Genomic DNA, 25,227 nt, shown 5'->3' with positions numbered 1-25,227 from the left:
GCGTCTGCACCAGTCTCGCGAGGAGAGAGCTGAGGCAATGTCGCAACACAGTCATGCCCTGAACGAGTCCATCGGTTCCACCGTGCTCGGCTACCCGAGAATCGGCCCGCGCCGGGAGCTGAAGAAGGCCCTCGAGTCCTACTGGGCGGGGCGCATCGACTCCGACGAGCTCCAGGCCACCGCGGCCGAGCTGCGCAGGACGACCTGGGAGAAGCTCGCCGCGAGCGGGCTCGATTCGGTTCCGGGCAACACGTTCTCGTTCTACGACCAGATGCTCGACACCGCGCAGCTCTTCGGCGCGGTGCCGCGGCGGTACCGTCATCTGTCCACAACGGACGCCTATTTCGCGATGGCCCGCGGGCGCGACGACCTCGCCCCGCTGGAGCTCACCAAGTGGTTCGACACCAACTACCACTACCTGGTGCCGGAGCTCTCGCCGGAGACCCGGTTCGCGCTCACCACGGACAAACCGATCGCCGAGTACCGCGAGGCCTCGGCCCTCGGCATCGTCACGCGCCCGGTGCTGCCGGGACCGCTGACGTTCCTGCTGCTGGCCAAGGCCGCACCCGGCTCCCCGTCCGGCTTCCAGCCGCTCGACCTGCTCGACGGGCTGATCGAGAGCTATGCGGAGCTGTTGTCGCGGCTCGCGGACGAGGGCGTGGCGTGGGTCCAGCTGGACGAACCCGCGCTCGTCGCCGACCGCACCCCTGCCGAGCTGCGCGCGCTCGAGCACGCCTACACGCGGCTGTCCGCGCTGCCGTCGCGGCCCCGGCTGCTCGTGGCCGGCTACTTCGGCAGGCTCGGCGACGCGCTCGGCGTGCTCGCGGGCACCGATGTCGAGGCGCTGGCCGTGGACCTGGTCAGCGACGAGCGGGCACTGGCCGAGGTGAGCACCGAACGCAAGCTGCGCGACAAGACCGTGGTCGCGGGGCTCGTCGACGGCCGCAACGTGTGGCGCACCGACCTGCGCGCCGCGGTGAGCACGGCGGCCGGGCTGCTCGGCTCGGTCCGCGATCTCGGCGTCTCGACGTCGTGCTCGCTGCTGCACGTGCCCTACGACCTCGACGCCGAGCACGACCTGGAGGAGCCGCTGCGGCGGCGCCTCGCGTTCGCCGAGCAGAAGGTGGCCGAGGTCGTGACCATCGGCAGAGCCCTGCGCGAGGGCCCCGAGGCCGTCGCCGGGCAGCTTTCCGCCGCCGACGAGGCGACGCGGGTCGAGGGCAGGCGCGACGACCAGGTGCGTGCCCGGCTGGCCGCGCTGCGGCCGGAACACCGCGCCAGGGCGAGTTTCGAGCGGCGAGCCGACGCGCAGCGGCGCAGGCTCGGGCTGCCCGAGCTGGCGACCACCACGATCGGTTCGTTCCCGCAGACCGGCGAGGTGCGTGCGGCCCGCGCGGGACTGCGGACGGGTCGTCTCGACGCCGCCGAGTACACGACGGCGATGCGCACGGAGATCGAGCGGGTGGTGCGCCTGCAGGAGGACATCGGGCTGGACGTGCTCGTGCACGGCGAGCCCGAGCGCAACGACATGGTGCAGTACTTCGCCGAGCAGCTCGACGGGTACGCGGCGACCGAGTTCGGCTGGGTGCAGTCGTACGGGTCCCGCTGCGTGCGGCCGCCGATCCTGCACGGTGACGTCTCGCGGCCACGGCCGATGACGGTCGACTGGAGCACCTACGCGCAGTCGCTCACCGACCGGCCGGTGAAGGGCATGCTGACCGGGCCGGTGACGATGCTGGCGTGGTCGTTCGTGCGCGCCGACCAACCGCTCGCGGAGACCGCCGACCAGGTGGCGCTCGCCCTGCGCGACGAGGTGTCCGACCTGGAACGGGCCGGGTTGCGGATCATCCAGGTGGACGAGCCCGCGTTGCGCGAACTGCTGCCTCCCCGGCGCGACCGGCAACAGGAGTACGTGGAGTGGGGTGTCGCCGCCTTCCGGCTGGCGACGTCCGGGGTCGCCGACGCCACCCAGATCCACACGCACCTCTGCTACTCCGAGTTCGGTGACGTGATCACGGCCATCGACGCGCTCGACGCCGACGTCACCTCACTGGAGGCGGCTCGGTCCAATATGGAGGTCGTGCAGGACCTGGCCGGCATCGGGTTCGGCAGGGCCGTCGGCCCCGGCGTGTACGACATCCACTCGCCGCGGGTGCCCGGCAGCGAGGAGCTGCGCACGTCGCTGGCGGCCGCCGTGGCGGCACTGCCCGCGGAGCGGTTGTGGGTCAACCCGGACTGCGGGCTGAAGACCCGGCGCTATCCGGAGATCGAGCCCGCGCTGCGGGCGCTCGTCGACGCGGCGAAGGCGGCACGTCAGGACTCCGCGACGGAGAGCCGCCGGTAGATCGCCGCCTGGTGCCGTAAGCGTTCGGCATCTTCACCGCGGTTCTCGTCGTCGAGGTGACCGGCCAGCCGGTCGGCCTCGGCGGCGAGCCGCCGCAGTTCCGAGGGCGGCTTGCCCTCCGCGATCGACCGGGCCCGCTCGGCCGCGTTCCGCAACGCGGCCGAGCGGGCCTCTCGCGCGGCGTCGGGGACCGCGCAGTCCGCGGCGTCCCGGTGGAACGCCGCGCGAAGGTGTTCCGCCGCCCGGCCGAGTACCGAGGCCAGCGCGCCGGGCAGGCCGGTGTCGTGCTCGGCGGCGTCGTAGTCGTCCCACAGCGCACCCGCACCGAACGGGCCAACACCGTCGGCGGGGTGCACCCAGTGCCCGTCGGCCGGGCTCGGGTACCCGTCGTCGGCCTCGACGGACGTCACCGTGGCGACTTGTCGACCGGTTCCGTCCACAATGGTCCCGGCCAGCTCGTCCGCCCTCGGGTGGGCCTCGCCCGGTCCGGCGAGGAACCGCACCCGCTGACGGACTCGCCAGTACCCGAGCCTCGTTCCCGGTGGGAGCGGGCCGCGCGCTACGAGTGCGGGCTCGTTCCGCTCGCCGTGCCGGGCGAGCAGGCGCGCGCGGCCCGAGGTCAGTGAATCGGCATAGTGGTCGACGTGCGCCCGCTCGAACGGGCCGTACGGTTCACGCCGCGCGAGGTACTCCAGAGCAGACCACGGGTAGTCGGCGTCGAGACGTTCGCGCTCCCCCTTCGCCGGTTCCCCGCACCGCTCCGGAGTGTCCACGTAGTACAGCGACGGCCGATCGCCGGTGCGGTGGAAGGGATGCCGCAGATACCCGGCGAGCCGCAGCTGCGCGTCGTCCTCGTCGAGGGCGGCCGCGCGGACCTCGAGCCGCGCGGTCCAGAGCCGCACGGCCCTGCCGCTCCTGCGCCGCTCCCACGCCTCGATGTCGGCGACCTCCCGGCGCGCCCGGTAGGCGAGGTCGCTCCAGTCGTCGGGGGCGAACCGGTCGGCCCGCACGCGGGCCTCTTCCACCGCCCTCGCGAGCCTGGCTCGATCGCCTGCGCCACTGATACTCACGGACTTCCCCCATCTGGTCCCGGCAAGGCGGTTTCCCGCCTCACACACCCGGCGTGGCACTGCGGCCACCGGACCTCCTCCCGGCCGACGACGTGGTTGCACCGGCGACGCGACCGCGTTCCAGGGGGTGTCACGGCCGCGGCCACCGGGGGCTAACGTGACAGGTGTCAACAGCACGAAGCCTCGCCCAATGTAGCGCGCTACGTATGTAGTCCGCTACAGCCCGGCGTGGCCAATTCGGGTGAACGCTGCCGCGTACCCACCCACGCCGAGAGGTGGCGACTTGGTCGAGCCGGGCAAGACCGCGGTGAGAAGAGCAGTCGGCCGCGAGCTCAAGCGCATGCGCAACGCCAAGGGCCTCAACCTCAGGGCCGCGGCCGAGTCGACGGAGGAGACCGGCGACAAGGCACTGATGCAGGTGGAGCGCGGCCGCAATCTCCCCCAGCTCGCCGACGTCGACGCACTCCTGTCGACCTACGGCTGCCGCGACCAGATCCCGAACTTCCAGTCGCTGCTCGCGAACGCGGGCAAGCGCAGCTGGAAGGACTGGTGGGAGAACCGGTTTCCCGCCGACTTCGTACCCGAGCACGCCAAGCTTCTGCTGAGCTGCGAGGCCTCCGCCGTCACGGTGCGCAGCTACCAGGCGCAGTTCGTACCCGAGCTGTTCCAGACCCGCGACTACGCCACGGCGATGGTGCGCGCGAGCATGCCGCACGCGAGCGACGACGAGGTCGAGCTGTGGAGCAGGCTCGCCGAGGGCAGGCAGGACGTGCTCGACCGGGCGGATCCGCCCGAGGTGCTGAGCGTGCTCGACGAGTCGGTGCTGCGCAGGCGCGTCGGCGGCGAGGACGTGTTCAAGGCCCAGCTGGCGCACCTCGCCGAACTGGCGACGCGGCCGAACATCGACATCCGGGTGCTCACCGAGGACTCCGGCGCGCACGCCGGCGCGGGCGGGAGCTTCACGCGCATCGCGCTGCTGCCGGAACTGCCGACGTATCCGGGAATCGTGCACGTGCGCACCGCGGCGCACGATCTCTACTACGAGGATCCGCAGGACATCGATCCCTTCGACGAGGTGTGGACCTTGCTGGAGGAGCGGGCGCTGCCGACCACCGACTCGCGCGCGCTGATCGAGGAGTTCGCGGGCTAGAGTGACCGGCGAGCTTCGCCCGTGACCCCAGCGCCGAAGGACGGTCCCCGTGGTCGCACCGACCCCTGTCGTCACCGCGGACTGGTTCGCCGCGCGCATCGCCACACTGCGTGAGGCCAGCGGCCGCACTCCCGGCGAACTCGCCGCGGCACTGGGCAGGAGCGCCTCGGGCGTGCGCCATTTCGAGTCCTCGACCCGCCTCGTCGGCAGGCGTTACCTCACGCTGGTGCTCGAGGAGCTCGGACACGGACATCTCGTGGGCCCGTACTCGACCGTCATCGACCGGTCACGAGCGAGAACCCTGTGGTGGCAACAGATCCTTCCCCAGGTGAAGCGGTCCGAGAAACCCGCCGAGTTGCACCAGCTGGAACTACTGGTCAACTTCGAGTCCTCGGCGACCGCGATCTGCTGCTACGCCCCGCACACTGTGCCCGATCTGGTCCAGACCCCGGGCTATGCCGAGGCGCTGCACCGGATCGCGGAGCCGGCACTGCCGGAACTGCACCGGGCACTGCTGCCGGGCAGGCGCGCGATCCTCGACCAGGACGAGCCACCCGAGCTGACCGTGATCATCGACGAATCCGTGCTGTGCCGCGAGATCGGCGGGCCGGACGTGCTGACCGAGCAGCTCGCCCGGCTGGACGCCCTGGCCGAACGTCCCGGCGTCACGATCAGGATCGTCCCGTCGGACGCCGCAACCGGCGTGGAAGGCAACTTCTCACTTCTGGAGCTGACCGCCGAGCTCGACGATGACCCGGGCGCCGTGTTCGTCAAGACCGCGGCGGACTGGGTGCATTTCCGCGAGCCGGGCAAGGTCGCCCGGTACCGCGCGCGATGGTCGGCCCTGCTGCGGCACGCGCTCCCCCTGGAGCAGTCGCGAGAGACCATCGGCCGGCTGCTCCGGCGACGGCACGCTCCTTAGCCACACCCCCTTCGATCGGCCCCGGCGCTGTCAGGTGGCGACGTGGCCGGAACCCGAAAGGAGCACTGGCCACGCCGCCCGCGGCCACGTGTTGCGGATGAACGGTCCTGAAACAGCAGCCGCGGTCAGCGTAGCAGCCTACTCCGTGCCGCGCTACACCGCGTTGGTCAGGCGCACGCCACCACGAAATCCACTGTGGACAGGGGAGTCCGGCCCGAGCCCTGACGCCCGGTCGACCAGCCAGCGGTCCAGCGAGCTCCCGGGACGCGACTCGGCGCTCTCGGCAGCCCCTCGCCGAACCGCGGACCGAGGCCGGGCGCGGACCGCATGTCGCCGTCCGGGATCAGCGAAGCCTGCGCCCGCACCGCACCGCGGCGGCGAGCTCCTCGCTGGGCACGTCGAGCGCGGCACTGAGCCAGCGGCGCCAGTACGGCCCCGGCACACGCTTTCCGCGTTCCCAGCGCGCCACCTCGTCGCGGCTCACGCTCTCGTTGGACGAGAGGTCCACGAGCACGTCCGCGAGCTGGTACTGCGTCAGTCCGCGCAGCTTGCGGACCCGCCTCACCAGTTCCCAGATGGGCTCCTCGCCGCTGTCGTCCTTCGCAGGCTCGGGTTCCTTCTCCGCAACAGGCCGGCCCTCGACGACGGGCATACCCTCCGTTACCGGCGAGTCCACCGCGGGCGGACCGGCCACGACGGGCGGGTCCGCCGCGACAGGCGGGTCCGCCACAACGGCGCGGTCCGCCTGAGCGGGCAGGTCCTCCGCTCCCGGAAGGTCCTCCAGGCCGGGGTGGTTCTCCATGATGGGCGGGTTCTCCACGACCGGGAATCTCGGGCTCGTCACCGGGCCGTCGTACTTCTCGTCGCGCTCTTCGTGCGCATTGTATGAATACATGATCATCGTTTAGGCGGGGTCCGGGATGGAGTCTCGTTGTCCGGGTGGCGGAACGTGATGGCGAACGACCGTACGTGCGACGCGTGATACTGCAATGTCTGCGGATTCCCTGTCCGCGGTGCCCTCACACTCGCGCCCGCCTCGGGCGCGAGACTCCCCATGCGTGGGCCTGCTCCAGGTAGCTCTCGATGATCTCGACGAACCTGCCGAGATCGCACAGCGTCGCCTCGATAGCCGAGGTAACTCGTCCCCAGTCGTCGAGCCGGGTCGTCGTCGCCCTGGCGTCGCGCTCTCAGGCCCAGTCGGTCGAGATCTTTCGAACCGGCTTGAAAGTCTGTGAATCATGAACGCGCCCGGGGTGTCGATCGGGACTCGGCTTTCCCCGCTTCACCTCCTCCGAAGCTAGCGTCTTTCGGCCCAGGGGCCGCTGGTACCACCAAATGGGTGTGGTTTGCGATCAGCAAATTGCAGATTTCAACGCCTTGTGCCATACCCACTCCTGCCGCGAGAACACTCGCGGCAGGAGCTCGGACTCCGACCTGCTCCACCCCTGACCGCAGCGGCGAGGGGGCCGACCAGATCCCTTGGTGTGCGTGGATTTCCAACTCGGCGACCGTGACCGTCCGACAGAGCGCGCGCGAGAGCGCCCGCGCGCCGACGCGGCTGCGGATCGCCCTCTCATGGCACATGCCCGGCCCCCACCCAGAAATGAATAGTTCATTCAATGAATCGCGAGTACGACCAGTGGTTCACCTGCGAAACGCGTCCTGCTGAGTCAAACGCGCATCACGCGCGCTGACGAGGCCGCATTCGCGACAGTCACCGCGTCGAGAAGTTTACTCGCGGCCATTGGACCGGTCCAACAGTCGGTTTTTCAGTTCGACCACCCGTCCACACTGGCGCCGCGGCAGCCTTGATGGCGGCGACCCCACGCGTAGCCGAGGTGGCGGCGAACGGCGCGGACCCGGCCGAGTCGAACTCCCCGCAGGCGCCGATCGTCTCATGTGGAGTGTCCTCGTCCGGGCCGGCGACGACGGTCGGGCACCGCCGCCCTCCATCACCCGATCCGGCGGCGACCTCCGCCGACCAGACCGGCGCACGTCGCGGAGTTGAGCCACGGCAACAGAAAGACGTCGGCCGGACGAGCCTCACTACCAGGAGCCTGGCAGGCCCGCCACGTGGTCGGACCACTCGCAGGGCCGCGCTCGGCACACCATCGTTCCCACCTGCTGGCCCCCTGCTTCACCAGGTGAGACGCGCTAGGCTTCTGAAATGTCCGGTCCGATTTTCTGAGGGGAAGTGAGCACGCTGCCACGGCGAAGGAACCAGGGGCAGAACGGGAACTCGGACGAGGCTTCCATCGGCGAAGAGCGGGACTACACGGTTCGCGCGGTGGAACGCGTCTGCTCGATTCTGAACCTGCTGCAGAATTCGATCGACGGGGTGTCCCTGATCGAAGTCGGACAGGCCACCGAACTACCGAAATCCTCCGCATTCCGTTATCTGTGGACGCTCGAGGCTCACCGCTACGTGGAGCGTGACGAACAGACTGGCCTGTACCGCCTCGGCCTCGGGTTCGTCGGCATGCAGTCGCGCCACCTCGAGGTGCTGCGCGAACGGGCCAGACCGTGGCTCGAGGAACTGCGCGACGAGTTCGAGGAGACCGCCAACCTCGGCATCCTCGACGGCGACCACGTGATCTATGTGGACATCGTGGAGAGCAGGCACAAGGTCCGCTCGGCGGCCTCGCGCGGCGACCGCGACCCGCTGCACTCCACGGCGCTCGGCAAGGCGATCGCCTCGCGGCTGCCCGAGGCCCGCCTGCGGGACCTGCTGCAACGCACCGGAATGGAACAGCACTCCGACAACACGATCACCTCCATCGAGGCCTATGTGGACGAGCTCGCCAAGGTGCGCAGGCTCGGCTACGCCGTCGACAACGGCGAGAACGCTCCCGACGGACGGTGCATCGCGGCGCCACTGCTCGGTACCCACCTGCCCGCCGCTCTGAGCATCAGCGCGCCGTCGGCACGGTTCACGCTCAAGGACGTGGAGAAGGCGGCCAAGAAGCTGCTCGACGTCGCCGAGCAGATCACCACCAACCCGATCGCAGACCTCCAGCTCGACCAGACGCCCGCCTGACCGGCGGGTCGCGGTGTCACTACCCCGCGGCTGCCCGGCACCCACGATGCCGGGCAGCTGTCGTTCTCGGCGGCGCCAGAAGTGCCGCACCCTAGCGCGCTACCCCGCGTTCTGCCACTTCGTGCAGCTCAGGACCGTTCTAAGGTTCGCTGTATGAGCGGTCCCGCCAAGAAGTACAACCCCGAGAACAAAACGGGGTACGAGTACGAGCTGCTCGCCGAGCACCTGGTCGGCCTGATCGAGAACGGCGAGTGGGCCCCCGGCAGCAGACTGCCCGGCGAGCGGGCGTTGTCCGAGGAGTACGGCGTCGCGCTGGACACCGTCCGCAAGGCGACCCAGATCCTGCGCGACCGTGGCCTGGTGCAGACGCTGAAGTCGAAGGGCACGTTCGTCGCCAGACGCTGAACCGCCGCTCCTGGTCAGCCTGCTCCACAGTGGAGCCCTGAACGTCCTCAGCGCCCGCCGCTGACGTCCACGATCGTGCCTGTCACGTACGACGCCGACGGTGAGAGCAGGAACCGGATCGCCTCGGCCACCTCGTCCGCCCGTCCGCCCCTGCCCAGTGGCACAGACGGCCCGAGCCGCGCGACGCGCCCCGGCTCCCCGCCGCTGGCGTGGATCTCGGTCTCGATGAGCCCCGGCCGGACCGCGTTCACCCGGATCCCGTCGCCCGCGACCTCCTTGGCGAGCCCCACCGTGAGCGCGTCGACCGCGGCCTTGGCCCCCGCGTAGTCCACGTACTCCCCCGGCGCGCCGAGCACGGCCGCTCGCGACGAGACGTTGACGATCGCCGCACCGTCGCTCATCCGCCGCACGGCCTCCCTCGCGCACAGGTACGCGCCCAGCACGTTGACCGACAGCACGCGCTCGATGCGGGCCGCGTCGAGGTCGGCGACCCGCGACTGCGGGGCCACGACACCGGCGTTGTTCACGAGGCCGCGCACCGGCCCGAGCCGGTGTTGCGCCTGGTCGAACAGTTCCACGACGTCGGACTCCACCGCGACGTCGGCCCGCAGCGCGAGCGCCTCGACGCCGTGCGCCCTGCAGTCGGCGGCGACCTTCTCGGCGGCGTCGGCCTCATCGCGATAGCCGACGCAGACGTCCCAGCCGTGCGCCGCGAGCAGCCGCGCGGTCGCCGCGCCGATACCCCTGCTGCCCCCGGTGATGATCACAAGTCCGCTCACGTGCCCGAGTATGCCCTTACGATGGCCGGATGCCGCAGGTCGTTCGCAGCGAGGTCGCCGGAGCACTGAACGCGTTTCCCTCGGTCCGCGAACCGGCGAACGGCAAGCGCGCCGCCGCCGTCGCGATCACGCTGGTCGAACGCGACGGCGAACAGGGCGTGTGGGTCACCAGGCGCGTACCCACGCTGCGCGCGCACGCGGGCCAGTGGGCGCTGCCGGGTGGTCGCCTCGACGAGGGCGAGGACGCCGTGACAGCGGCGCTGCGGGAGCTGCACGAGGAGCTGGGCGTGGAGCTCGGCCCCGACCACGTGCTCGGCAGGCTCGACGACTACGTGACGCGCTCGGGCTACGTCATCACGCCCGTGGTGCTGTGGGCCGGCGCCGAGCCCGCGACCAGCCCCAACCCCGACGAGGTCGCCAGGCTGGTGTTCCTCTCGCTGGCCGAGCTCGACGTGGACGCGCGGTTCGTGCACATCCCCGAGTCCGACCGGCCCGTCATTCAGCTGCCGGTGCTCGACACGCTGTTGCACGCCCCCACCGGCGCCGTGCTGCACCAGTTCCGCGAGCTCGTCCTGCGCGGCAGGACCACGCGGGTCGCCGGGTTCGAGCAGCCGGTGTTCGCCTGGCGTTAGCGCGTCCGAACGGGCGGGAAACCACTGCCGCATCGGCGGCACACGTGCCAGGCTGGGGCCATGACCGATCGCAACGTGCTCGGCGGGAACCTGGAGCCCTGCGGCACCGATCCCCTCACGGGGTTCTACCGCGACGGCTGCTGCACCACCGGACCCGCCGACCTCGGCAATCACAGCGTCTGCGCGGTCGTCTCGGCGGAGTTCCTCGCGCACCAGAAGGCGACGGGCAACGACCTCGTCACCCCGAGACCCGAGTACGGCTTCCGTGGGCTGGTTCCCGGCGACCGGTGGTGCGTGTGCGCCGCCAGGTGGCTCGAATCGTACGAGGCGGGTCACGCGCCGCCCGTCGTGCTGGCCTCGACGCACGAACGCGCGACCGACGTGATCCCCCTCGGCGCACTGCAGGAACACGCCGTCGACGTACCCGCTGATCCCAGCGGGTTGTGGTGACCGAGCCGGCGAGCTCGGGAAAGGCGGGGCTGCCGCTGCCGCGGGGGCTCGTCGTGCTCGTCGGGATGGCCGCGCTCGTGGTGGTGGTCGCGGGCATCCGCAGCCTGGGCGGGATCCTCGGCCCGGTCTTCCTCGCGCTGATCCTCACGCTCGCCGTGAGCCCCGTCGTCTCGTGGCTGCGGCGTCGCGGTGTTCCCGCGTGGCTCGCGGCGACGGCGGGCATCCTCACCGCGTACCTGCTGCTCGCGTTGCTGGCGGGCTCACTCGCGTTCGCCGTCGCCGAGCTGGTGCGGCAGCTGCCCGCCTACAGCGACCAGTTCAACGCACTCGTCGACCAGGTCACGGATCTGCTCCAGCGCCTCGGCATCCAGCAGACCCAGATCCAGGACGCGCTGGCCCAGCTCGACCTGGGCAGCGTGGTCGGCGTGCTGCAGAACGTGCTCGGCCAGGTCGCCAGTGTCGCCTCCGACCTGCTGCTGATCGTGCTCGTGGTGCTGTTCATGGGCATGGACGCGGTGAGCTTTCGCAGCAGGCTCACCGGGATCGCCGGTGAGCGCGGCGACGTGGTGACGGCGCTGTCGTCGTTCGCCTCGGGCACCCGCAGGTTCCTGTGGGTCACCACGGCGTTCGGGCTCGTCACCGCGTTCTTCGACGTGATCCTGCTGCTGGTGCTGGGCATCCCGCTGGCGTTCGTGTGGGGACTGCTGGCGTTCATCACGAACTTCGTGCCCAACATCGGTTTCGTACTCGGCCTGGTACCGCCCGCGCTGCTCGCACTGCTCGAGGGCGGTCCCGGGACGATGCTGCTGGTGATCGTGCTCTACATCGCGATCAACTTCGTGGTGGAGAGCGTGGTGATGCCCAAGATCGTCGGTGACGCGGTGGGCATCAGCGTCACTCTGTCGTTCCTCGCGCTGGTGTTCTGGGCGTGGGCGATCGGGCCACTCGGTGCGCTGCTGGCCATCCCGTTGACGCTGATGGCCAAGGCCCTGCTCATCGACGTGGACCCGAACAACCGCTGGATCGGCGTGCTGCTCGCCGCGAGGCCCCCGAGACCGCCACCGAAGGCCGAGCCCGACGAGCAGTCCTCAGTGGACGACGACTAGCACGGGTCAGCTCGCCCGCGCGACGGCGGCCTCGGCGAGCCGCTCCCGCAACCAGCGCGGGATGTACTCGTCGGCGCGGGGAAACGACTCGAGGTCGCGGGCGAACACCGCGGCGGGAACGTCGGGCAGCCAGCGCGGGTCGCGGTCGAAGTTGAACCCGGCCTCAGGCGGCTCACCGGCTCGCAGATCGAACCACGCCGAGAACCAGGTGCCCCTGTCCGGCGCGTACATCTCCCGGCGCAGCTCGGTCAGCGTGCCCGTGAGCTCGGGCGGCGTCTCGACGGAGGCGGCCTGCCCGTCGGCGGTGCCGACCGAGAACTCGAGCCGGAAGACGACGACGCTGGCCCACACGTGGAGCCGCACGCGGCGGGAGCCGCCGGGCACAGCGGCCACGAGCGTGTCGCAGACCTCCTGGATGAGCTCGGCATCCCTGCCCGTCATGACACCACCTTCCTGAGCCGGCGCCCGAGCGTACGCCACGATCAGGTGACTCGCGGTCCTCGGCGTTCAGGCCGGGGTCGGAGTCACCGCATTACCGCATGACGCCGTCGAGCCACGTCTGCCACGAGCCCGTCAGCGAGGCCCCGTCGACGTCGGCGCCGTACCGGTAGATCGTCACGTTGACCATGCGGTGGGTGCCGCCGCCGAGCCCGAGGAACCGGTAGAGGCCGTCCGCGGACCGGACGCCCAGCACGCCCGGCTCACGCACGTCGAGCACGCCGTCGACCGGCGCGGGCCCCGCCGGGCTGAGCCGGACCCGCTCGCCGGGCGCCGCCGACGTCGCCACGCCCAGCGCGCGGTGCAGGCGGTCGGACACCTCGTCGCCGCCCAGCTCCGTGAACGCCGTCGCCACGGCACCCGTGACGGGAAGACCCGCGAAGTGCTCGAAGTAGGCGACGAGGTTGCGGAAGAACAGGTCCCAGCCCCTGCTGTGCTGCCCGTACTCGTCGGCCCAGTCCTCGTCCCCCGCAAATCCACTGTGGACGAAACGGAGCACGGTGCCGCCGCGGTCCCTGCCCTCGACGAGGAACTCGAGCGCGACGGCGGCCGTCTGCTCGGACTCGTCGTCAGGGCCGCCGTAGACGACGCGCCTGCCCTCTTCCCACGCGAGAACCTTGCCCGCCTGCGTGTTGCCGTCGCCGAAATCGGCGGAGACCTCACCCGACTCGTCGGCCTGGTGGGGCACGAACCACACCGAGAGCCCGGCGGTGGTCGACACCGCCTCCCAGACCTCCTCGGGGCTGGCGTCGAGCTCGATCCGCTTCTCCAGCCTGCGCCGCTCGCTCACGTGGCCCCCTCAGCCCGACACGATCATGATCAGGTTGCCGCACGTGTCGTCGAAGACGACGGAAGCGACCTCGCCCGTGTACGCGGGTTCGCCCTGGAACCGCACGCCCAGCGATCGCAGCCGCTCGTACTCCTCGGGCACGTCGTCGACCGTGAACGTCGTCCACGGGATGCCGGCGTCGTACAGCGCCTTCTTGTAGACCTGCGCGGCCGGCCTGCCGTCGAGCACGACGGCGGGGTTGGCGTCGGGTTCGAGCAGCAGCTCGACGTCGCCGGGCCCGTCGGGCGCGACGACGGTCAGCCACTTGGCCCCGCCGGCCGGGAACTCGTTCTTCTTCACGAAGCCGAGCACGCCGGTGTAGAAGTCCAGCGCCTTGTCCTGGTCGTCCACCAGCACGCTCGTGAGGTTGATCCTCATGGGGTCTCCTTCGTGACACCCTCGGCGCAGGGGTGCACGGCGACGACGATCCGGTGGTCTCGGCCGCCGGGCGCGTTCTCGTCGTGGTACTTCGACACGAGGCCAGTGACGGCGGCGGCCAGTTCGTCGGCGAACGCGGCGCGGTCGGCGGCGGAGGCGAAGCGGACCTTGCCGTCCACGGCGAACGTCGCCAAACGCTTGCGCGCCTTGGTGGCACCGGTGATGAGCTCGCCCATCTCGCGCACCATCCGTGAGGCCAGCGCCAGCAGCCAGCGAGCGGACAGCTTGTCTGGCGAGTCCTCGGGATCGGGCTGCACGGCGCCGAGGACGTTCGGCGAGATCACGTAGGACGCCGCACTCGCCCGCAGGACGCGTTCGGTGACGTTGCCCTTGCGCCGTTCCTCGACCAGCTCGACCAGACCGTGCCGCTCCAGTGCGCGCAGGTGGTAGTTCACCTTCTGCCGGGGCAGGCCGATGCGCTGGGCGAGCGTGCTGGCCGAACCGGGCTCCGCCAGCTCGGCGAGCAGCCTGGCGCGCACCGGGTCCAGTGAGACCTCGGCCGCCTCGGGGTCCTCGATCACCGCGACTTCGTGCATGCGGCCACGGTTTCACCGACAAGAAGTCTTGTCAAGACATGTCCTGTTGTCGGACTCAGACCGCCTTCCTCGCGAGGACCCTCAGCACCAAGCTCTGCTGCCGCGTGTGCACCGTGGCGGCGCCGCTCGCGTGCAGCGTCTCGGCCAGCTCGTCACCGGTCAGCAGTCGCACGCCCGCGGGCTCCGCGACGAGCCCGCCCAGGCGCGACGTGAGCCTGCCGCCGGGGCTCGGCACCATGATCGCGAGCCTGCCGCCCGGCGCGAGCACGCGCATCAGCTCCGCCACCACCGCGAGCGGTTCGGGGATCAGCTGCAACACGGCCAGGCACGTGATGGCGTCCACCGTCCCGTCGGGAAACGGCAGCCGCCGCGCGTCGGCGCGCAGAAAACCCACGTTGGGCGATCCGTACGCACGCACGGCCCTCGCCAGCATGGACTCCGAGACGTCGACGCCCAGCGCCAGCCCGTCGGGGCCGACGACGCGTCCGAGTTGGGCCGTGACCCCGCCAGGGCCGGACCCCACGTCGAGCGCGAACCCTCCCTGAGGCAGGCGCAGCGCCCCTGCGGGCGGCCGCAGTGAGGAGAAGATCCGCCGCCCCAGTCCCTGCGCGGCGTCGTAGCCGGCCGTGCCCGCGGAGGACTCCCACAGCGCCTGGACCGGGCCCGGTGGTTCGTGCGCCGTCGAGCCGAGGAGGTCGAGGTAGCCACGGCTGACGTCCGGCGCCCGCGGCGCGTCGCGCAACAGCGGGAGGGCTCTGGCGATGGCGTCCGGCAGTTCTGCGTCCTCACGATCCATGCCCGCAGACAGTAACGTCAGGGGCTTGGCCACGCAGGACACCGAGCACGACGAGGGAGAGGGCGAGAATGATCGAGAGGGAAGCCAAGTTCGAGCTGGACCTGGACGCCGCGGTACCCCGCCTCGACGGTGTCGGCCCGGTGTCCAGGCAGGCCGAACCGGTGAAGTCGGTGCTCGAGGCGACCTACTACGACGTCCGCGACCACCGGCTGCTCGGCTCCGGCATCACACTGCGCCGCCGCACGGGCGGCACCGATGCGGGCTGGCACCTCAAGCTGCCGCGCCCCGACGGGCACCGGGAGGAGGTCGCCGAGCCGCTCGGCTCCACGAGCTCCATCCCCGCCCCACTGGCCGAGAAGGTCCGCGACCGCACCGGCGACGAGCCACTGGTGCCGGTCGCCCGCATCACCACGACACGGTTCTCCTACTCGCTGCTCGACGGCCAGGACCGTCCACTCGCGACGCTGGTGGACGACCACGTGACCGCCGAGGCGGGCAAGGGCACCGGGCCGGACAGCTGGCGGGAGCTGGAGGTCGAGCTCACCGACGACGCCGACGACAGCCTGCTCGACCAGGTGACCGAGGCGCTGCGCGGCATCGGCGTACTGCCGTCGACGTGGCCGTCGAAGCTGCGGCGCGTGCTGGGCGAGCACCTGCCGCCCGCCGCGGGCTGACCGGCTACCGGGCCGGTGCCAGGAACTCGGCGAGCGCTCCGGTGAGCCTGGCCGGGGCGTCCTCCTGGGCGAGGTGGCCCGCGCCGTCGAGCCGCGTCAGCCGCGCGCCCGGGATGCACGAGACGAGCTCGGCGCCCCGTTCGATCGGCAGCCACGAGTCGGCCGTGCCCCAGCACACCAGCACGGGCAGGTCCAGTTCGCCGAAGCGGTGCTCGATCTCGTCGGTGTAGCGCTGGTCGGCCTGCGCGATCTGGCGGTAGAACGCGGCCTGGCCCGCTTCGCCGAGCCACGGGAGCGTCAGCGCGTCCAGCGTCTCCGGGTGCAGGCCGGGCCCGCTGGCCGTGCCGACGTACTCGCGCACCAGTGCCCGGTGCAGGTTCGGTGGCAACTGCTCGAACACCTCGGCGTTCTCGGCGACGAGCCGGAAGAACGGCGAGCCCCACGGCGCCAGCGCCACCACGTCGACGAGCGCGAGCCTGGCGTAGCGCGCGCCGTGCAGCAGCCGGGCGCGCAGGGACACGGCACCGCCGAAGTCGTGCGCCACCACCGACGGGGCGTCGAGGCCCCAGTGCTCCAGCAGGTCGGCGAAGACCGCGGCCTGCGCGCGCAGCGAGACGTCCTGGCCATCTCGCATGTCCGAACGGCCGTAGCCGAGCATGTCCCAGACGTAGACCTCGTGGTGCTCGGCGAGCGCGCGTCCGACGTCGCGCCAGACGTAGGACGAGAACGGGGTTCCGTGCAGCAGGACCACGGGCGATCCCTTGCCGAAGCGGGTCCAGCGCACCGTCCCGCCCTCGGTCTCGAACTCCTCCGGCAGCTCCCAGTCCCCCATGCGTCCTCCTCGGTTACCGTCTAAGACTCTTAGACGGTAACATCGTCGGCATGGTCTACGCACGCTCCGGAGCACCGGGAGAACTGGGCGAGCTCGAGGCGCTCTGCAACTCCGCACGCCTGCTCTACACCGAGGACGCGCTCATCACCTCCGCCAGCGCCGCCGCCTGGCTGCGCGAGCAGGGACGCGACCTCGGCGAGCCGAACCGCAAGGAGCACGACCTGCTGGTGACGCTGCGCGAGACCGTGCGTGAGCACCTCGCAGGCACTTCGCCCGAGGCGAGCGCGACCACACTGAACCGGATCGCCAAGTCCACTGTGGTCGGAATCAGGTGGTCACCGGAGGGCGAGCCCGTGCTGCCGCCCAAGCGGCCCTCCGGCGTGGAGACCTACGTCGCGGAGCTGCTCGGCGCACTGTTCACGGCCGGGCTCTCCGGAGAGCTCGACAAGCTCAAGGTGTGCCGCAACCCCGCGTGCCGCTACGTGTTCTACGACCGTTCCCCCGCGCAGAACAGCGTCTGGTGCAGCATGGACATCTGCGGCGCCAGGAACAAGATGCGCACCTACCGGTCACGCCACGTGGGCTAGCCGCCTCGGCCTGACAGGCCTGGACCGCGCGAGGAAGACGCCCGCGAGCACCAGCACCGCACCGGCCAGGGTGTGCCAGCCGATGTCCTCGCCGAGCAGCAGCACGCCGATCGCCGTGGACCACAGCGGCGTCACGTAGGTGACCGTGGACGCGACAGTCGGGCCCGCGGTCCGGATGACGTTGAGGTTGAGCACGTACGCGAACCCCGTCGCGCCCGCGCCGAGCAGCACGAGCGCCAGTGCCGGACCCGCGCCGGGCCAGGTGGGCGCTCCCGCCACGAACGGTGTGACGAGCATCAGCTGCGCCGTGGCCGCACCGATCTGCGTCGCCGACAACGCGGCGGCCGATTCCGCTCCGCCGGAGAAGAACCGCCTGGTGTAGGCGAATCCGGCGCCGTAGCAGGTGGTGGCGGCCACGCACGCCAGCGCGCCGGAGAGCACGTCGCCGCCCCCGCCGCGCCAGGCTCCGAGCAGCACCAGCACACCCACGAAGCCCGTGACCAGGCCGCCGACCCTGGCGAGCGTGGGCCGTTCGTCGGCGACCAGCGCCATGGCGAACAGCAGCGTCGTGAGCGGGGTCGTCGCGTTGAGCACGCCGGCGAAGACCGAGCTCACCTGCGTCTCGCCGTACGCGATGAGCGCGAAGGGCACGGCGTTGAGCAGCAGCGCCACCACCGCGGCGTGCCCCCAGGTCCTCGGGTTGCGCGGCAGCGGCGTGCGCAGCACGGCGCACAGCACGAGCAGGGTCACCGCGCCGAACAGGCAGCGCCACAGCGCCACCCAGAGCGGAGCGACCCCGGCGTCGACCGCGATCTTGATCAACGAGAAGCTCGCTCCCCAGACCGCGGAGACCAGCACGAATCCCGGAAGCCACCGAACCATGGTCCCCACTCTCGCCTCAGCCCGGTCCGAGTGACCGGCGCCTTTCGGCCATGACGTTGCCCGATGCGCGATAGTGAGTCCAACAAGTACTTCGTGGTCGACTATGAGGGTTGCTCATGAACCTGCACCTGGCTCAGCTGCGCGCGTTCGTGGCGGTCGCGGACGAAGGCGGCTTCAGCGCGGCGGCCGGCGCGCTCGGCGTCAGCCAGTCCGCCGTGTCGCACGCCGTCTCCGCGCTGGAGCGCACGCTCGGTCTGCCCGTGCTCTCCCGCGACCGCAGGCCCAGGCCCACCGCCTTCGGCGAGGGCATCCTCGTGCACGCGCGCGCCGCGCTGTCGGCGACGTCGGCCATCGCCACGCTTGCCACGGAGCGCACCGGGGGCGCGAGCGGCATCGTCCGGCTCGCCGCACCTCCGAGCGTGTGCCAGGGACTGCTGCCCGGCCTGCTCGAGCACTGGAGCACGGAGTTGCCGCGGGTGCGGGTGCAGCTGTTCGAGGGCGACGACGACGAGGTCGCCGACTGGCTCGGCAACGGCACGGCCGACGCGGCGGTGCTCGTCGATCCCGGCCGCGACACCGGCGTGCTGGTGGGCGAGGACGTGTTCCACGCCGTGCTGCGCGAGGATCATCCGCTGGCCGGCGAGCCGGCGATCTCGGTGGCCGACCTCGCCGACGACCCGCTGCTGCTCTCGGCCGGTGGCTGCGAGTCGCACGTGCGGCGGCTCTACCGGGAGGCGCGCACCCCGCTGCGGGCGACCCACCACGTGCGGGAACTGGGGACGCTGCTGGCGATGGTGGCCCACGGAGTCGGGGTGTCCGTCGTGCCGGGGCTCGTCTCGGCGCTACTCGGCACGGGACTCGTGCTGGTTCCGCTGCGCGAGCGGGTGACACGCAGGCTGGTACTCACTGGTCCACACCACCAGCCGTGGCAGCCCGCCACGACGGCGCTGGTCGCGGCGGCCCCTCCGCGGCGGTGAGGCTCAGCCGCCCGCGCCGACGGGCAGCCGGACGACGACGGCCGCCACGGCGTCGCCCAGCTCGGCGAAGACCGGCAGCGAGCGGTCGAGCCCGGTCACCTCGAGGGGCCGGAGCACCGGCCTGCCCCCGGTGAGCGCCCACGGCAGCTCACGCTCGCCGGCCTGGGCCGAGAGCCCGACCAGCAGCGACAGCCCGGCGGCGCCGAAGAATCCGACATCGGTCAGATCGAGGACGAACGCGCTCGCGCTGCCGAGCTGTTCGTCGACACAGTGGCGCAGCGGTGGGATGGCGATGATGTCCACGTCGCCCGCGACGTGGGCGACCACGAGCCCCGCGGGCCGGGGCTCCACTCTGATGTCGAGATTCGGGCCGTCATCCATTTGTCCGCCGCCTTCCGGTTGTTCATCACGTCCGGGGAGTCGGCTGGGATACGGAGAGAAAACAGCTAACCACCTCGGGTGACCGTACGCGCCCGGCGCGCCGGGCCGCAAGGCCCGTTGGCCAGGAAGTCTACTGTGGACGGTTTTGCCGTCGCACCGCCCCGGGTACCCGGCGGGGCCCAGCACGCCTGCGAAGGAGTGACGATGTCCGAACCTCGCACGCACGGCCCCGCCCTCGTCCGGGAGGGCCAGAGCGGAGCACCGGCGATTCTGGTGCTCGACCCGCTCGGCGAGGCCAAGCACGGTGACCTCCCGCCGACGTGGAGCGGCCTGGTCGCCGACCGGCACGTCTGCTGGTGCAGGCTGCCCGCCGACGGTGCCCGCACCGAAGCCGAGGACCTGCTGGCCGACCCCGACGCGATCGGCTACACCGTCGATCTGGTGGTCAGCGGGCCGGTCGCGTTCGAGGGCCTCGGCATGGCGGCCCGGCACCCTGACACCGTGCGCTCGGTGCTGCTCGTCGCCCCGGAGAGCCACAGCTTGCACGACGGCGAGGACCTGATCGCCGCGAGGACGACCGAACTCGAGTCGGAGGGGGTCGTGGTGACGGTCGTCGCGCGCAGCTTCGAGGGCGAGCGCGACCGCATCGGGCCGCCGCTGCCGCTGGGACACCCGGACGTCGCCGTCGCGATCCACCACGCCCTCACCGCACGGGACCGTGCCTGAGCAGAGCAGCCACGTCACCACCGAGCACGACCACACCCCGGCGCAGGGCCGGGAGTACGAGGACGTGGCGGCCCTGCTGACCGAACTCGCCCGCCTCGACGACCAAGACCCACGCCATCCGGCGCTGCGGGAGGAGATCGTCACCCGCTGCCTGCCGCTGGCCGAGCACATCGCGCGCAGGTTCTCCGGCCGGGGCGAGGCCCGAGACGATCTGGTCCAGGTGGCCCGGGTCGGGCTGCTGAACGCGATCGACCGATTCGACCCCGCACGCGGCACCGGGTTCGTCGGGTACGCCGTGCCCACGATCATGGGTGAGGTCCGCAGGCACTTCCGCGACACGGGCTGGGCGGTGCGCGTGCCCCGCAGGCTCAAGGAGCTGCACCTGACCCTGAGCCAGACCAGCGGCAGGCTCTCGCAGACCCTCGGCAGGGCGCCCACGCCGAGCGAGCTGGCCGCCGAGCTGGACCTGGCCCCCGAAGACGTCTGGGAGGGTCTGCTCGCGGGCAACGCCTACCAGTCGGTGTCGATGGACGCGGCCCAGCACGACGAGTCGACACTGCCGCTGTCGGAGACGGTCGGCGAGGAGGACTCCGCGCTCGAGCACGTCGACTACCACGAATCCCTGCGGCCCCTGCTGGCCCAGCTACCCGAGCGCGAGCGGCGGGTGGTGCTGCTGCGCTTCTTCGGGAACATGACGCAGACCCAGATCGCCGAGCGGATCGGGGTGTCGCAGATGCACGTCTCGCGCCTGCTGTCGCACACGCTCGAACACCTGCGCGTGCGGTTGAGCGAATGAGTCGTTTGGCCCTGGACGGCGCCGGGTATCTGCGAGCCATGGTGAGCAGCGCCCGCGCCGCGATCCGGGACAGCCGCGGATCGCGCGGGCCCCTGGGCTCGGCAGCACCTGCCGTACACCCGAGGCCCGGTCCGGCCGGATCGGCCTCGCCACTCACCACAGCCGCGACCCGCACGCCGATCCGCGCTCACCCCGTCGTGATCGCGAAGGCCGCGGCGACCGCCGTCGTGCGCCGCCACGGTGGGTCCACCCTCAGCCCCGGGGCAACCGGGGCGCCCGACGAGCGAGCCACCGGCGCGCGCCGACCCCCACGCGTCCGGCCAGCACGCACTCGGCGGGGCGGTGGATCACCGCGAGGCGGCGCACGGCGGCCCAGACCCGCGCACACCGACCGTCCGGCCACGGACCGGCCACGGCCGGACGGAACGGCACGACACCGCATCTCGTCGAGTGAACCCGGACGAGCACGGAGAGGAGGACGCCCGTGAGCAGGCCACCGCAGACGCAGCAGCCACCCGGCGACAGCGCCGCGATGACCCCGCGCCCGCAGGACTCGATGGCCGCGTACGTGGGCAGGGACCTGTTGCGGGACCGGCGAGCCCTGATCACCGGCGGCGATTCGGGCATCGGGCGCGCCGTCGCGGTCGCGTTCGCCAAGGAGGGCGCCGACGTGGCGATCGCCTACCTGAGCGAGCACGCCGACGCCGAGTACACGAGGCGGCTCGTCGAAGAGCAGGGCAGGCGCTGCGTGCTGCTGCCGGGCGACCTCGCGCGGGCGCGGCAGTGCACGGACGTGGTCGAGCGCACCGTGGCGGAGTTCGACGGCCTCGACCTGCTCGTCAACAACGTCGCCACGCAGCTCGCACTGGAGTCGTTCGAGGACCTCACCGACGAGCAGTGGACCCACACCTTCGACGTCAACATCCACAGCTACTTCCGGGTCACGGCGGCGGCGCTGACGTACCTGCCCAAGGGCAGCGCGATCGCCTGCGGGGCAACAAGAAGCTCATCGACTACTCGGCCACGAAGGGTGCGATCCACGCGTGGACGATGGCGCTGGCGCAGTCGCTCGCCCCGCGCGGCATCCGCGTCAACCGCGTCGCCCCGGGTCCGGTGTGGACACCGCTGATCCCGTCGACCATGCCCGGGGAGCACGTCGAGAGGTTCGGCGAGCAGGTCCCGTTCGGCCGCGCCGCGCAGCCCGACGAGCTGGCGCCGTCGTACGTGTTCCTGGCCGCGAATCAGCTGTCGTCGTACTACACCGGTGAGGTCATGGCCGCGCTCGGCGGCGAGACCACCCCGGGCTGAGCGGGGCGCGAAGTCCGCACCGGTTCGCACCCCGGCTTCGCACCGATTAGCCTCGCGGCATGGCAACTCTGGTCACCTTTCACGCGCATCCCGACGACGAATGCATCGGCTGCGGCGGGATCATGCGCAAGGCCCACGAGCAGGGACACCGGGTCGTGCTCGTCGTGGCCACCCGGGGGGAACGCGGGGAGGTGCCCGACGGATTCCTCGATGAGGGGGAAGAGCTCTGGCAGCGGCGTGTCGCCGAGACCCAGGCGGCCGCGGACATCCTCGGGGCGCAGCGCGTGGAGTTCCTCGGCTACGTCGACTCCGGGATGATGGGCGAACCCTCCAACGACGCGCCCGGCTCGTTCTGGACGACTCCCGTCGAGGACGCCGCGCAGAAGCTCGCCGCGATCCTGCGCGAGGAGTCCGCCGACGTGCTCACGTGCTACGACCACAACGGCGGCTACGGCCACCCCGACCACATCCAGGTGCACCGCGTGGGCATGCGCGCCGCCGAGCTGGCAGGCACGCCCCGCGTCTACCAGAACACGATCAACCGCGATCACATGGCGCACGGCATGCGCGAGCTCGCCGAGCGGCCCGAGTTCGCGGGCGTGGACATGCCCGAGCCCGACGCGAACTTCGGCCAGCCCGAGTCGGTCATCACCGCGGCCGTCGACGTCACGCCGTACCTCGGGCACAAGCGCCGCGCGATGCGCGCCCACGCCAGCCAGATCAGTGAGCAGTCGTTCTTCCTCGCCATTCCCGACGAGCCGTTCGCGTTCGCGTTCGGCACGGAGTGGTTCATCCGCGAGGGACACGGACCTGGCATCACCGAAACCGACCTCCTCGCCGGGCTGTGAGGCCCGACATGACCGTCTCCATCGCACTGTTCACGCGCGACCTGCGGGTCCACGACAACCCCGTCCTGCACGCCGCGGCGACCTCGGCCGAGCACGTGATCCCGCTGTTCGTGCTCGACCCGGCGATCACCGGTGGCTCCTTCAACCGGCCCAACCGCGCCGCGTTCCTCGCCGACTCCCTGCACGACCTGGACGCGAACCTGCGCGAGCTCGGCGGCCGCCTCGTGGTCCGCGAGGGCGAGGTCGCCGAGGTGGTCGCCACGCTCGCCGACGAGCACGACGTCGCCGAGGTGCACGTGGCAGGCGACGTCAGCGCGTTCGCCCACCGGCGCGAAACCGCGCTGCGGCAACGACTTCAGCAGAGCAGGCGCGAGCTGCGCGTGCACGACGCCTCGATCACCGTCGTGCCTCCGGGTGCGATCACTCCGTCCGGCAACGACCACTTCGCCATCTTCACGCCCTACTACCGGCGGTGGGCGGCCGAGCGGAAGCGGCCCGTGCTCGCTCCGCCGGAGCGCGTCTCGCTGCCGAAGGTGCGGGCGGGCACGCTGCCGAAGACCGCCGACATCTGCACCGGCGACACCGCCCCGGACCTGCCCGCGGGCGGCGAGCGGGCGGCGCGGGACCTGCTGCGGCACTGGCTGGACGGACCGGTCGACGACTACGGCAGCAGCAACGACGACCTCGCGGGCGACGCCACGTCCCGGCTGTCGGCGCACCTGCACTTCGGCACGCTCTCGGCCACCGAGCTGGTGTCGGGTGCGCACGGCTCGCCTGAGTTCGTACGCCAGGTGTGCTGGCGCGACTTCCACCACCAGGTGCTCGCGGCGAGGCCGAAATCGTCCACACAGGACTATCGAGGCCATGGCGACCGCTGGCGGCGCTCGGAGAAGGACCTCACGGCGTGGCAGGAGGGCCGCACCGGCTACCCGATCGTCGACGCCGGGATGCGCCAGCTCCTGCGCGAGGGCTGGATGCACAACCGTGCGCGGCTGATCGTCGGCAGCTTCCTCTCCAAGACGCTGTACCTGGACTGGCGACTCGGCGCGCGGCACTTCCTCGACCATCTCGTGGACGCCGACGTCGCCAACAACCAGCTCAACTGGCAGTGGGTGGCGGGCACCGGCACCGACAGCAGGCCCAACCGGGTGCTCAACCCGATCCTGCAGGCCAAGCGCTACGACCCGGAGGGCGAGTACGTGCGCCGCTACGTCCCCGAGCTGGGCAAGGTGGCCGGTGCCGCCGTGCACGAGCCGTGGAAGCTGCCCGAGGCGATGTTGAAGGACTTCGGCTACCCGAAGCCGATCGTCGAGCTCAAGGAGGGCCTGGACCGCTTCCGCGCCGCACGCGGCAAGGACTGACTCACGGCGCGGGCGCGCCGACCGGGTTGGGAAACGGCACCACGCCCGCGGCGATGGTGCGCGCGAACGGGCGCAGGAATGCCGCGAGCCGGTCGAGTTCGGCGTCGGAGGCGACGGCGTAGGGCGGCGCGGCGAGCACGTCGGTGCGCCGTTCGACGTGCTCGCGCAACGCCACGCCCTGATCGGTCAGCGCACCTGACGCGGAGATCAGGCCGCGCTCGCGCACGCGGTCCGCCGCGTCGGCCCACTCCCGCGCCGTCCAGCCCCGCGCGGGTTCGGTCAGCGAGCGGCTGCCGTCGGCGGCGTCCCTGAGCACGTGCGCCTCGATACCGTTGATGCCCTCGGACACGAGCACCGCGACATGCCCGTCACCGCGGTGTTCGCGCAACGTCGTGGCGGCCTGCCACAGCGCGGCGACGCCGTCGTCGGGCCTGGCGAGCGCGGCGTTGGCGGCGGCCAGCGGGCGACCCGCCCACGACACGGCGTCGGCGATGCGGTGCAGCAGCTCGACGATCCCTGGCAGGTGCGGGTCGGTGCGCAGCTCGGGAACGGCGGCGTCGAGCGCGGCCACCGCGCCCTCGGACCGCGCGGCGAGCGCCGTCGCGGGCGGAGCCAGCTCCCACACGGCGGGCAACGACCTGGCCAGGAACGCGGGCGCGAAGTTGTGGAACGCGGCCGTGACCGCGCCGAGGCTCGCCTGCCCGAGCGGAGCCGCGCGCATCGCGACATAACCACGCCAGAACCCGCGCAGCCCCACGGCCTCGTGCGAGGCGCGCGCCTGCGGGGCGAAGTAGGTGACGTCGTGCACCGGTTCCAGCAGCACCCACGACGACCGTGCGACCTCGGGATCCACCTGACCAGTA

At 71.5% G+C, this 25,227-nt stretch carries 27 protein-coding genes and 1 pseudogene; 16 read left to right on the top strand and 12 right to left on the bottom strand.

The features are described from left to right. The first annotated feature begins 37 nt into the window (after positions 1–37). Positions 38–2,344 (top strand): 5-methyltetrahydropteroyltriglutamate--homocysteine S-methyltransferase, encoded by a 2,307-nt coding sequence (gene metE / locus JHE00_RS29255; protein ID WP_200324352.1) that lies wholly within the window; start codon positions 38–40, stop codon positions 2,342–2,344. Here the strand turns inward: metE and JHE00_RS29250 are convergent. Then, a complete protein-coding gene (locus JHE00_RS29250; RefSeq protein WP_200324350.1) occupies positions 2,314–3,414 on the bottom strand; it encodes a hypothetical protein in 1,101 nt (366 codons plus the stop codon). The two genes, metE and JHE00_RS29250, sit on opposite strands and share 31 nt — an antisense overlap. A 283-nt stretch (positions 3,415–3,697) precedes the next feature. Between JHE00_RS29250 and JHE00_RS29245 the strand changes: the two genes are divergently transcribed. Then, positions 3,698–4,564 (top strand): helix-turn-helix domain-containing protein, encoded by an 867-nt coding sequence (locus JHE00_RS29245; protein ID WP_200324348.1) that lies wholly within the window; start codon positions 3,698–3,700, stop codon positions 4,562–4,564. A gap of 49 nt (positions 4,565–4,613) precedes the next feature. Further along, positions 4,614–5,486 (top strand): helix-turn-helix domain-containing protein, encoded by an 873-nt coding sequence (locus JHE00_RS35985; RefSeq protein ID WP_200324346.1) that lies wholly within the window; start codon positions 4,614–4,616, stop codon positions 5,484–5,486. Positions 5,487–5,829: 343 nt separating this feature from the next. Here JHE00_RS35985 and JHE00_RS35340 read toward each other — a convergent pair whose 3' ends face one another. Continuing rightward, entirely contained in the window at positions 5,830–6,381 is a 552-nt protein-coding gene (locus JHE00_RS35340; RefSeq protein ID WP_230425169.1) for a helix-turn-helix transcriptional regulator, read from the bottom strand. 1,308 nt (positions 6,382–7,689) lie between these two features. Here JHE00_RS35340 and JHE00_RS29230 point away from each other — a divergent pair. Then, complete coding sequence (locus JHE00_RS29230) at positions 7,690–8,523, top strand: IclR family transcriptional regulator (protein ID WP_200324585.1); 834 nt, start codon at positions 7,690–7,692, stop codon at positions 8,521–8,523. A gap of 153 nt (positions 8,524–8,676) precedes the next feature. Next, positions 8,677–8,928, top strand: a complete 252-nt coding sequence (locus JHE00_RS29225) for a GntR family transcriptional regulator (protein ID WP_200324344.1) — start codon at positions 8,677–8,679, stop codon at positions 8,926–8,928. Positions 8,929–8,975: 47 nt separating this feature from the next. Here JHE00_RS29225 and JHE00_RS29220 read toward each other — a convergent pair whose 3' ends face one another. After that, the gene (locus tag JHE00_RS29220) at positions 8,976–9,707 is read right to left on the bottom strand and encodes an SDR family oxidoreductase (protein ID WP_200324342.1); all 732 of its coding nucleotides are present in this window, start codon (positions 9,705–9,707) and stop codon (positions 8,976–8,978) included. Between the two features lie 29 nt (positions 9,708–9,736). Here JHE00_RS29220 and JHE00_RS29215 point away from each other — a divergent pair, with 29 nt between their 5' ends. The 3 genes from JHE00_RS29215 to JHE00_RS29205 are packed head-to-tail and all read left to right on the top strand — an operon-like array spanning position 9,737 to position 11,895. Then, positions 9,737–10,339: an NUDIX hydrolase gene (locus JHE00_RS29215; RefSeq protein ID WP_200324340.1), complete on the top strand. Its 603-nt coding sequence runs from the start codon at positions 9,737–9,739 to the stop codon at positions 10,337–10,339. Positions 10,340–10,399: 60 nt separating this feature from the next. Beyond that, entirely contained in the window at positions 10,400–10,789 is a 390-nt protein-coding gene (locus JHE00_RS29210) for a DUF2237 family protein (protein ID WP_200324338.1), read from the top strand. Next, positions 10,786–11,895 (top strand): AI-2E family transporter, encoded by a 1,110-nt coding sequence (locus tag JHE00_RS29205; protein ID WP_307832167.1) that lies wholly within the window; start codon positions 10,786–10,788, stop codon positions 11,893–11,895. The genes JHE00_RS29210 and JHE00_RS29205 overlap by 4 nt, the downstream gene beginning before the upstream one ends. Positions 11,896–11,901: 6 nt before the next feature. Here JHE00_RS29205 and JHE00_RS29200 read toward each other — a convergent pair whose 3' ends face one another. The 5 genes from JHE00_RS29200 to JHE00_RS29180 all read right to left on the bottom strand — a co-directional run bounded on the left by JHE00_RS29200 (position 11,902) and on the right by JHE00_RS29180 (position 14,992). Beyond that, positions 11,902–12,336 (bottom strand): hypothetical protein, encoded by a 435-nt coding sequence (locus JHE00_RS29200; RefSeq protein WP_200324336.1) that lies wholly within the window; start codon positions 12,334–12,336, stop codon positions 11,902–11,904. 91 nt (positions 12,337–12,427) lie between these two features. Then, complete coding sequence (locus JHE00_RS29195; protein WP_200324334.1) at positions 12,428–13,183, bottom strand: SRPBCC family protein; 756 nt, start codon at positions 13,181–13,183, stop codon at positions 12,428–12,430. Positions 13,184–13,192: 9 nt separating this feature from the next. Then, a complete protein-coding gene (locus JHE00_RS29190) occupies positions 13,193–13,600 on the bottom strand; it encodes a VOC family protein (protein WP_200324332.1) in 408 nt (135 codons plus the stop codon). Beyond that, on the bottom strand, positions 13,597–14,196 hold the full coding sequence (locus JHE00_RS29185) for an ArsR/SmtB family transcription factor (protein ID WP_200324330.1): 600 nt from the start codon (positions 14,194–14,196) through the stop codon (positions 13,597–13,599). Before JHE00_RS29185 ends, JHE00_RS29190 begins: the two co-directional genes overlap by 4 nt. Before the next feature lie 55 nt (positions 14,197–14,251). Then, entirely contained in the window at positions 14,252–14,992 is a 741-nt protein-coding gene (locus JHE00_RS29180) for a methyltransferase domain-containing protein (RefSeq protein ID WP_230425168.1), read from the bottom strand. A gap of 68 nt (positions 14,993–15,060) precedes the next feature. Here JHE00_RS29180 and JHE00_RS29175 point away from each other — a divergent pair, with 68 nt between their 5' ends. Next, positions 15,061–15,666, top strand: a complete 606-nt coding sequence (locus JHE00_RS29175) for a CYTH domain-containing protein (protein WP_200324328.1) — start codon at positions 15,061–15,063, stop codon at positions 15,664–15,666. A gap of 4 nt (positions 15,667–15,670) precedes the next feature. On the opposite strand, the gene JHE00_RS29170 is transcribed toward JHE00_RS29175, so the two are convergent. Further along, positions 15,671–16,498 carry an alpha/beta fold hydrolase gene (locus JHE00_RS29170; RefSeq protein ID WP_200324326.1) on the bottom strand — a complete coding sequence of 276 codons (828 nt, stop codon included), beginning with the start codon at positions 16,496–16,498 and terminating at the stop codon, positions 15,671–15,673. 50 nt (positions 16,499–16,548) lie between these two features. On the opposite strand from JHE00_RS29170, the gene JHE00_RS29165 reads away from it, so the two are divergent. Continuing rightward, the gene (locus JHE00_RS29165; protein ID WP_200324324.1) at positions 16,549–17,085 is read left to right on the top strand and encodes a CGNR zinc finger domain-containing protein; all 537 of its coding nucleotides are present in this window, start codon (positions 16,549–16,551) and stop codon (positions 17,083–17,085) included. Here JHE00_RS29165 and JHE00_RS29160 read toward each other — a convergent pair. Then, complete coding sequence (locus JHE00_RS29160; protein ID WP_200324322.1) at positions 17,068–17,967, bottom strand: DMT family transporter; 900 nt, start codon at positions 17,965–17,967, stop codon at positions 17,068–17,070. The two genes, JHE00_RS29165 and JHE00_RS29160, sit on opposite strands and share 18 nt — an antisense overlap. 116 nt (positions 17,968–18,083) lie before the next feature. Here JHE00_RS29160 and JHE00_RS29155 point away from each other — a divergent pair, with 116 nt between their 5' ends. Further along, on the top strand, positions 18,084–18,944 hold the full coding sequence (locus tag JHE00_RS29155; RefSeq protein WP_200324320.1) for a LysR family transcriptional regulator: 861 nt from the start codon (positions 18,084–18,086) through the stop codon (positions 18,942–18,944). A 3-nt stretch (positions 18,945–18,947) separates the two neighbouring features. Here JHE00_RS29155 and JHE00_RS29150 read toward each other — a convergent pair whose 3' ends face one another. Beyond that, positions 18,948–19,325 (bottom strand): STAS domain-containing protein, encoded by a 378-nt coding sequence (locus tag JHE00_RS29150; protein WP_200324318.1) that lies wholly within the window; start codon positions 19,323–19,325, stop codon positions 18,948–18,950. 204 nt (positions 19,326–19,529) lie between these two features. Here JHE00_RS29150 and JHE00_RS29145 point away from each other — a divergent pair, with 204 nt between their 5' ends. From JHE00_RS29145 to JHE00_RS29125, 5 genes and pseudogenes are all read left to right on the top strand, one after another. After that, positions 19,530–20,051 carry a hypothetical protein gene (locus JHE00_RS29145; RefSeq protein WP_200324316.1) on the top strand — a complete coding sequence of 174 codons (522 nt, stop codon included), beginning with the start codon at positions 19,530–19,532 and terminating at the stop codon, positions 20,049–20,051. Beyond that, positions 20,044–20,847: a SigB/SigF/SigG family RNA polymerase sigma factor gene (locus JHE00_RS29140; RefSeq protein ID WP_200324314.1), complete on the top strand. Its 804-nt coding sequence runs from the start codon at positions 20,044–20,046 to the stop codon at positions 20,845–20,847. The genes JHE00_RS29145 and JHE00_RS29140 overlap by 8 nt, the downstream gene beginning before the upstream one ends. Positions 20,848–21,379: 532 nt before the next feature. Continuing rightward, positions 21,380–22,155 (top strand): annotated as a pseudogene (locus tag JHE00_RS29135) (SDR family oxidoreductase). Positions 22,156–22,214: 59 nt separating this feature from the next. Continuing rightward, positions 22,215–23,003, top strand: a complete 789-nt coding sequence (locus JHE00_RS29130) for a PIG-L family deacetylase (RefSeq protein WP_200324312.1) — start codon at positions 22,215–22,217, stop codon at positions 23,001–23,003. 8 nt (positions 23,004–23,011) lie between these two features. Next, complete coding sequence (locus JHE00_RS29125) at positions 23,012–24,364, top strand: cryptochrome/photolyase family protein (RefSeq protein ID WP_200324310.1); 1,353 nt, start codon at positions 23,012–23,014, stop codon at positions 24,362–24,364. A 1-nt stretch (position 24,365) separates the two neighbouring features. On the opposite strand, the gene JHE00_RS29120 is transcribed toward JHE00_RS29125, so the two are convergent. After that, positions 24,366–25,217, bottom strand: a complete 852-nt coding sequence (locus JHE00_RS29120) for an SCO6745 family protein (protein WP_200324308.1) — start codon at positions 25,215–25,217, stop codon at positions 24,366–24,368. Positions 25,218–25,227: the final 10 nt, after the last annotated feature.

The sequence above is a fragment of the Prauserella cavernicola genome (assembly GCF_016595675.1).
Classification (GTDB): domain Bacteria; phylum Actinomycetota; class Actinomycetes; order Mycobacteriales; family Pseudonocardiaceae; genus Prauserella_A; species Prauserella_A cavernicola.
The sequence above is the reverse complement of the archived record's forward strand: the minus strand, read 5'-3'. Positions and strand labels throughout refer to the sequence as shown.

What these genes read in the sequence shown, in the direction of transcription:
- metE (WP_200324352.1), top strand. Translation starts at nt 38, where the DNA reads ATGTCGCAACACAGTCATGCCCTGAACGAGTCCATCGGTTCCACCGTG.
- JHE00_RS35340 (WP_230425169.1), bottom strand. Translation starts at nt 6,381, where the DNA reads ATGTATTCATACAATGCGCACGAAGAGCGCGACGAGAAGTACGACGGC.
- JHE00_RS29225 (WP_200324344.1), top strand. Translation starts at nt 8,677, where the DNA reads ATGAGCGGTCCCGCCAAGAAGTACAACCCCGAGAACAAAACGGGGTAC.
- JHE00_RS29215 (WP_200324340.1), top strand. Translation starts at nt 9,737, where the DNA reads ATGCCGCAGGTCGTTCGCAGCGAGGTCGCCGGAGCACTGAACGCGTTT.
- JHE00_RS29210 (WP_200324338.1), top strand. Translation starts at nt 10,400, where the DNA reads ATGACCGATCGCAACGTGCTCGGCGGGAACCTGGAGCCCTGCGGCACC.
- JHE00_RS29200 (WP_200324336.1), bottom strand. Translation starts at nt 12,336, where the DNA reads ATGACGGGCAGGGATGCCGAGCTCATCCAGGAGGTCTGCGACACGCTC.
- JHE00_RS29190 (WP_200324332.1), bottom strand. Translation starts at nt 13,600, where the DNA reads ATGAGGATCAACCTCACGAGCGTGCTGGTGGACGACCAGGACAAGGCG.
- JHE00_RS29185 (WP_200324330.1), bottom strand. Translation starts at nt 14,196, where the DNA reads ATGCACGAAGTCGCGGTGATCGAGGACCCCGAGGCGGCCGAGGTCTCA.
- JHE00_RS29180 (WP_230425168.1), bottom strand. Translation starts at nt 14,992, where the DNA reads ATGGATCGTGAGGACGCAGAACTGCCGGACGCCATCGCCAGAGCCCTC.
- JHE00_RS29175 (WP_200324328.1), top strand. Translation starts at nt 15,061, where the DNA reads ATGATCGAGAGGGAAGCCAAGTTCGAGCTGGACCTGGACGCCGCGGTA.
- JHE00_RS29170 (WP_200324326.1), bottom strand. Translation starts at nt 16,498, where the DNA reads ATGGGGGACTGGGAGCTGCCGGAGGAGTTCGAGACCGAGGGCGGGACG.
- JHE00_RS29165 (WP_200324324.1), top strand. Translation starts at nt 16,549, where the DNA reads ATGGTCTACGCACGCTCCGGAGCACCGGGAGAACTGGGCGAGCTCGAG.
- JHE00_RS29160 (WP_200324322.1), bottom strand. Translation starts at nt 17,967, where the DNA reads ATGGTTCGGTGGCTTCCGGGATTCGTGCTGGTCTCCGCGGTCTGGGGA.
- JHE00_RS29155 (WP_200324320.1), top strand. Translation starts at nt 18,084, where the DNA reads ATGAACCTGCACCTGGCTCAGCTGCGCGCGTTCGTGGCGGTCGCGGAC.
- JHE00_RS29150 (WP_200324318.1), bottom strand. Translation starts at nt 19,325, where the DNA reads ATGGATGACGGCCCGAATCTCGACATCAGAGTGGAGCCCCGGCCCGCG.
- JHE00_RS29145 (WP_200324316.1), top strand. Translation starts at nt 19,530, where the DNA reads ATGTCCGAACCTCGCACGCACGGCCCCGCCCTCGTCCGGGAGGGCCAG.
- JHE00_RS29130 (WP_200324312.1), top strand. Translation starts at nt 22,215, where the DNA reads ATGGCAACTCTGGTCACCTTTCACGCGCATCCCGACGACGAATGCATC.
- JHE00_RS29125 (WP_200324310.1), top strand. Translation starts at nt 23,012, where the DNA reads ATGACCGTCTCCATCGCACTGTTCACGCGCGACCTGCGGGTCCACGAC.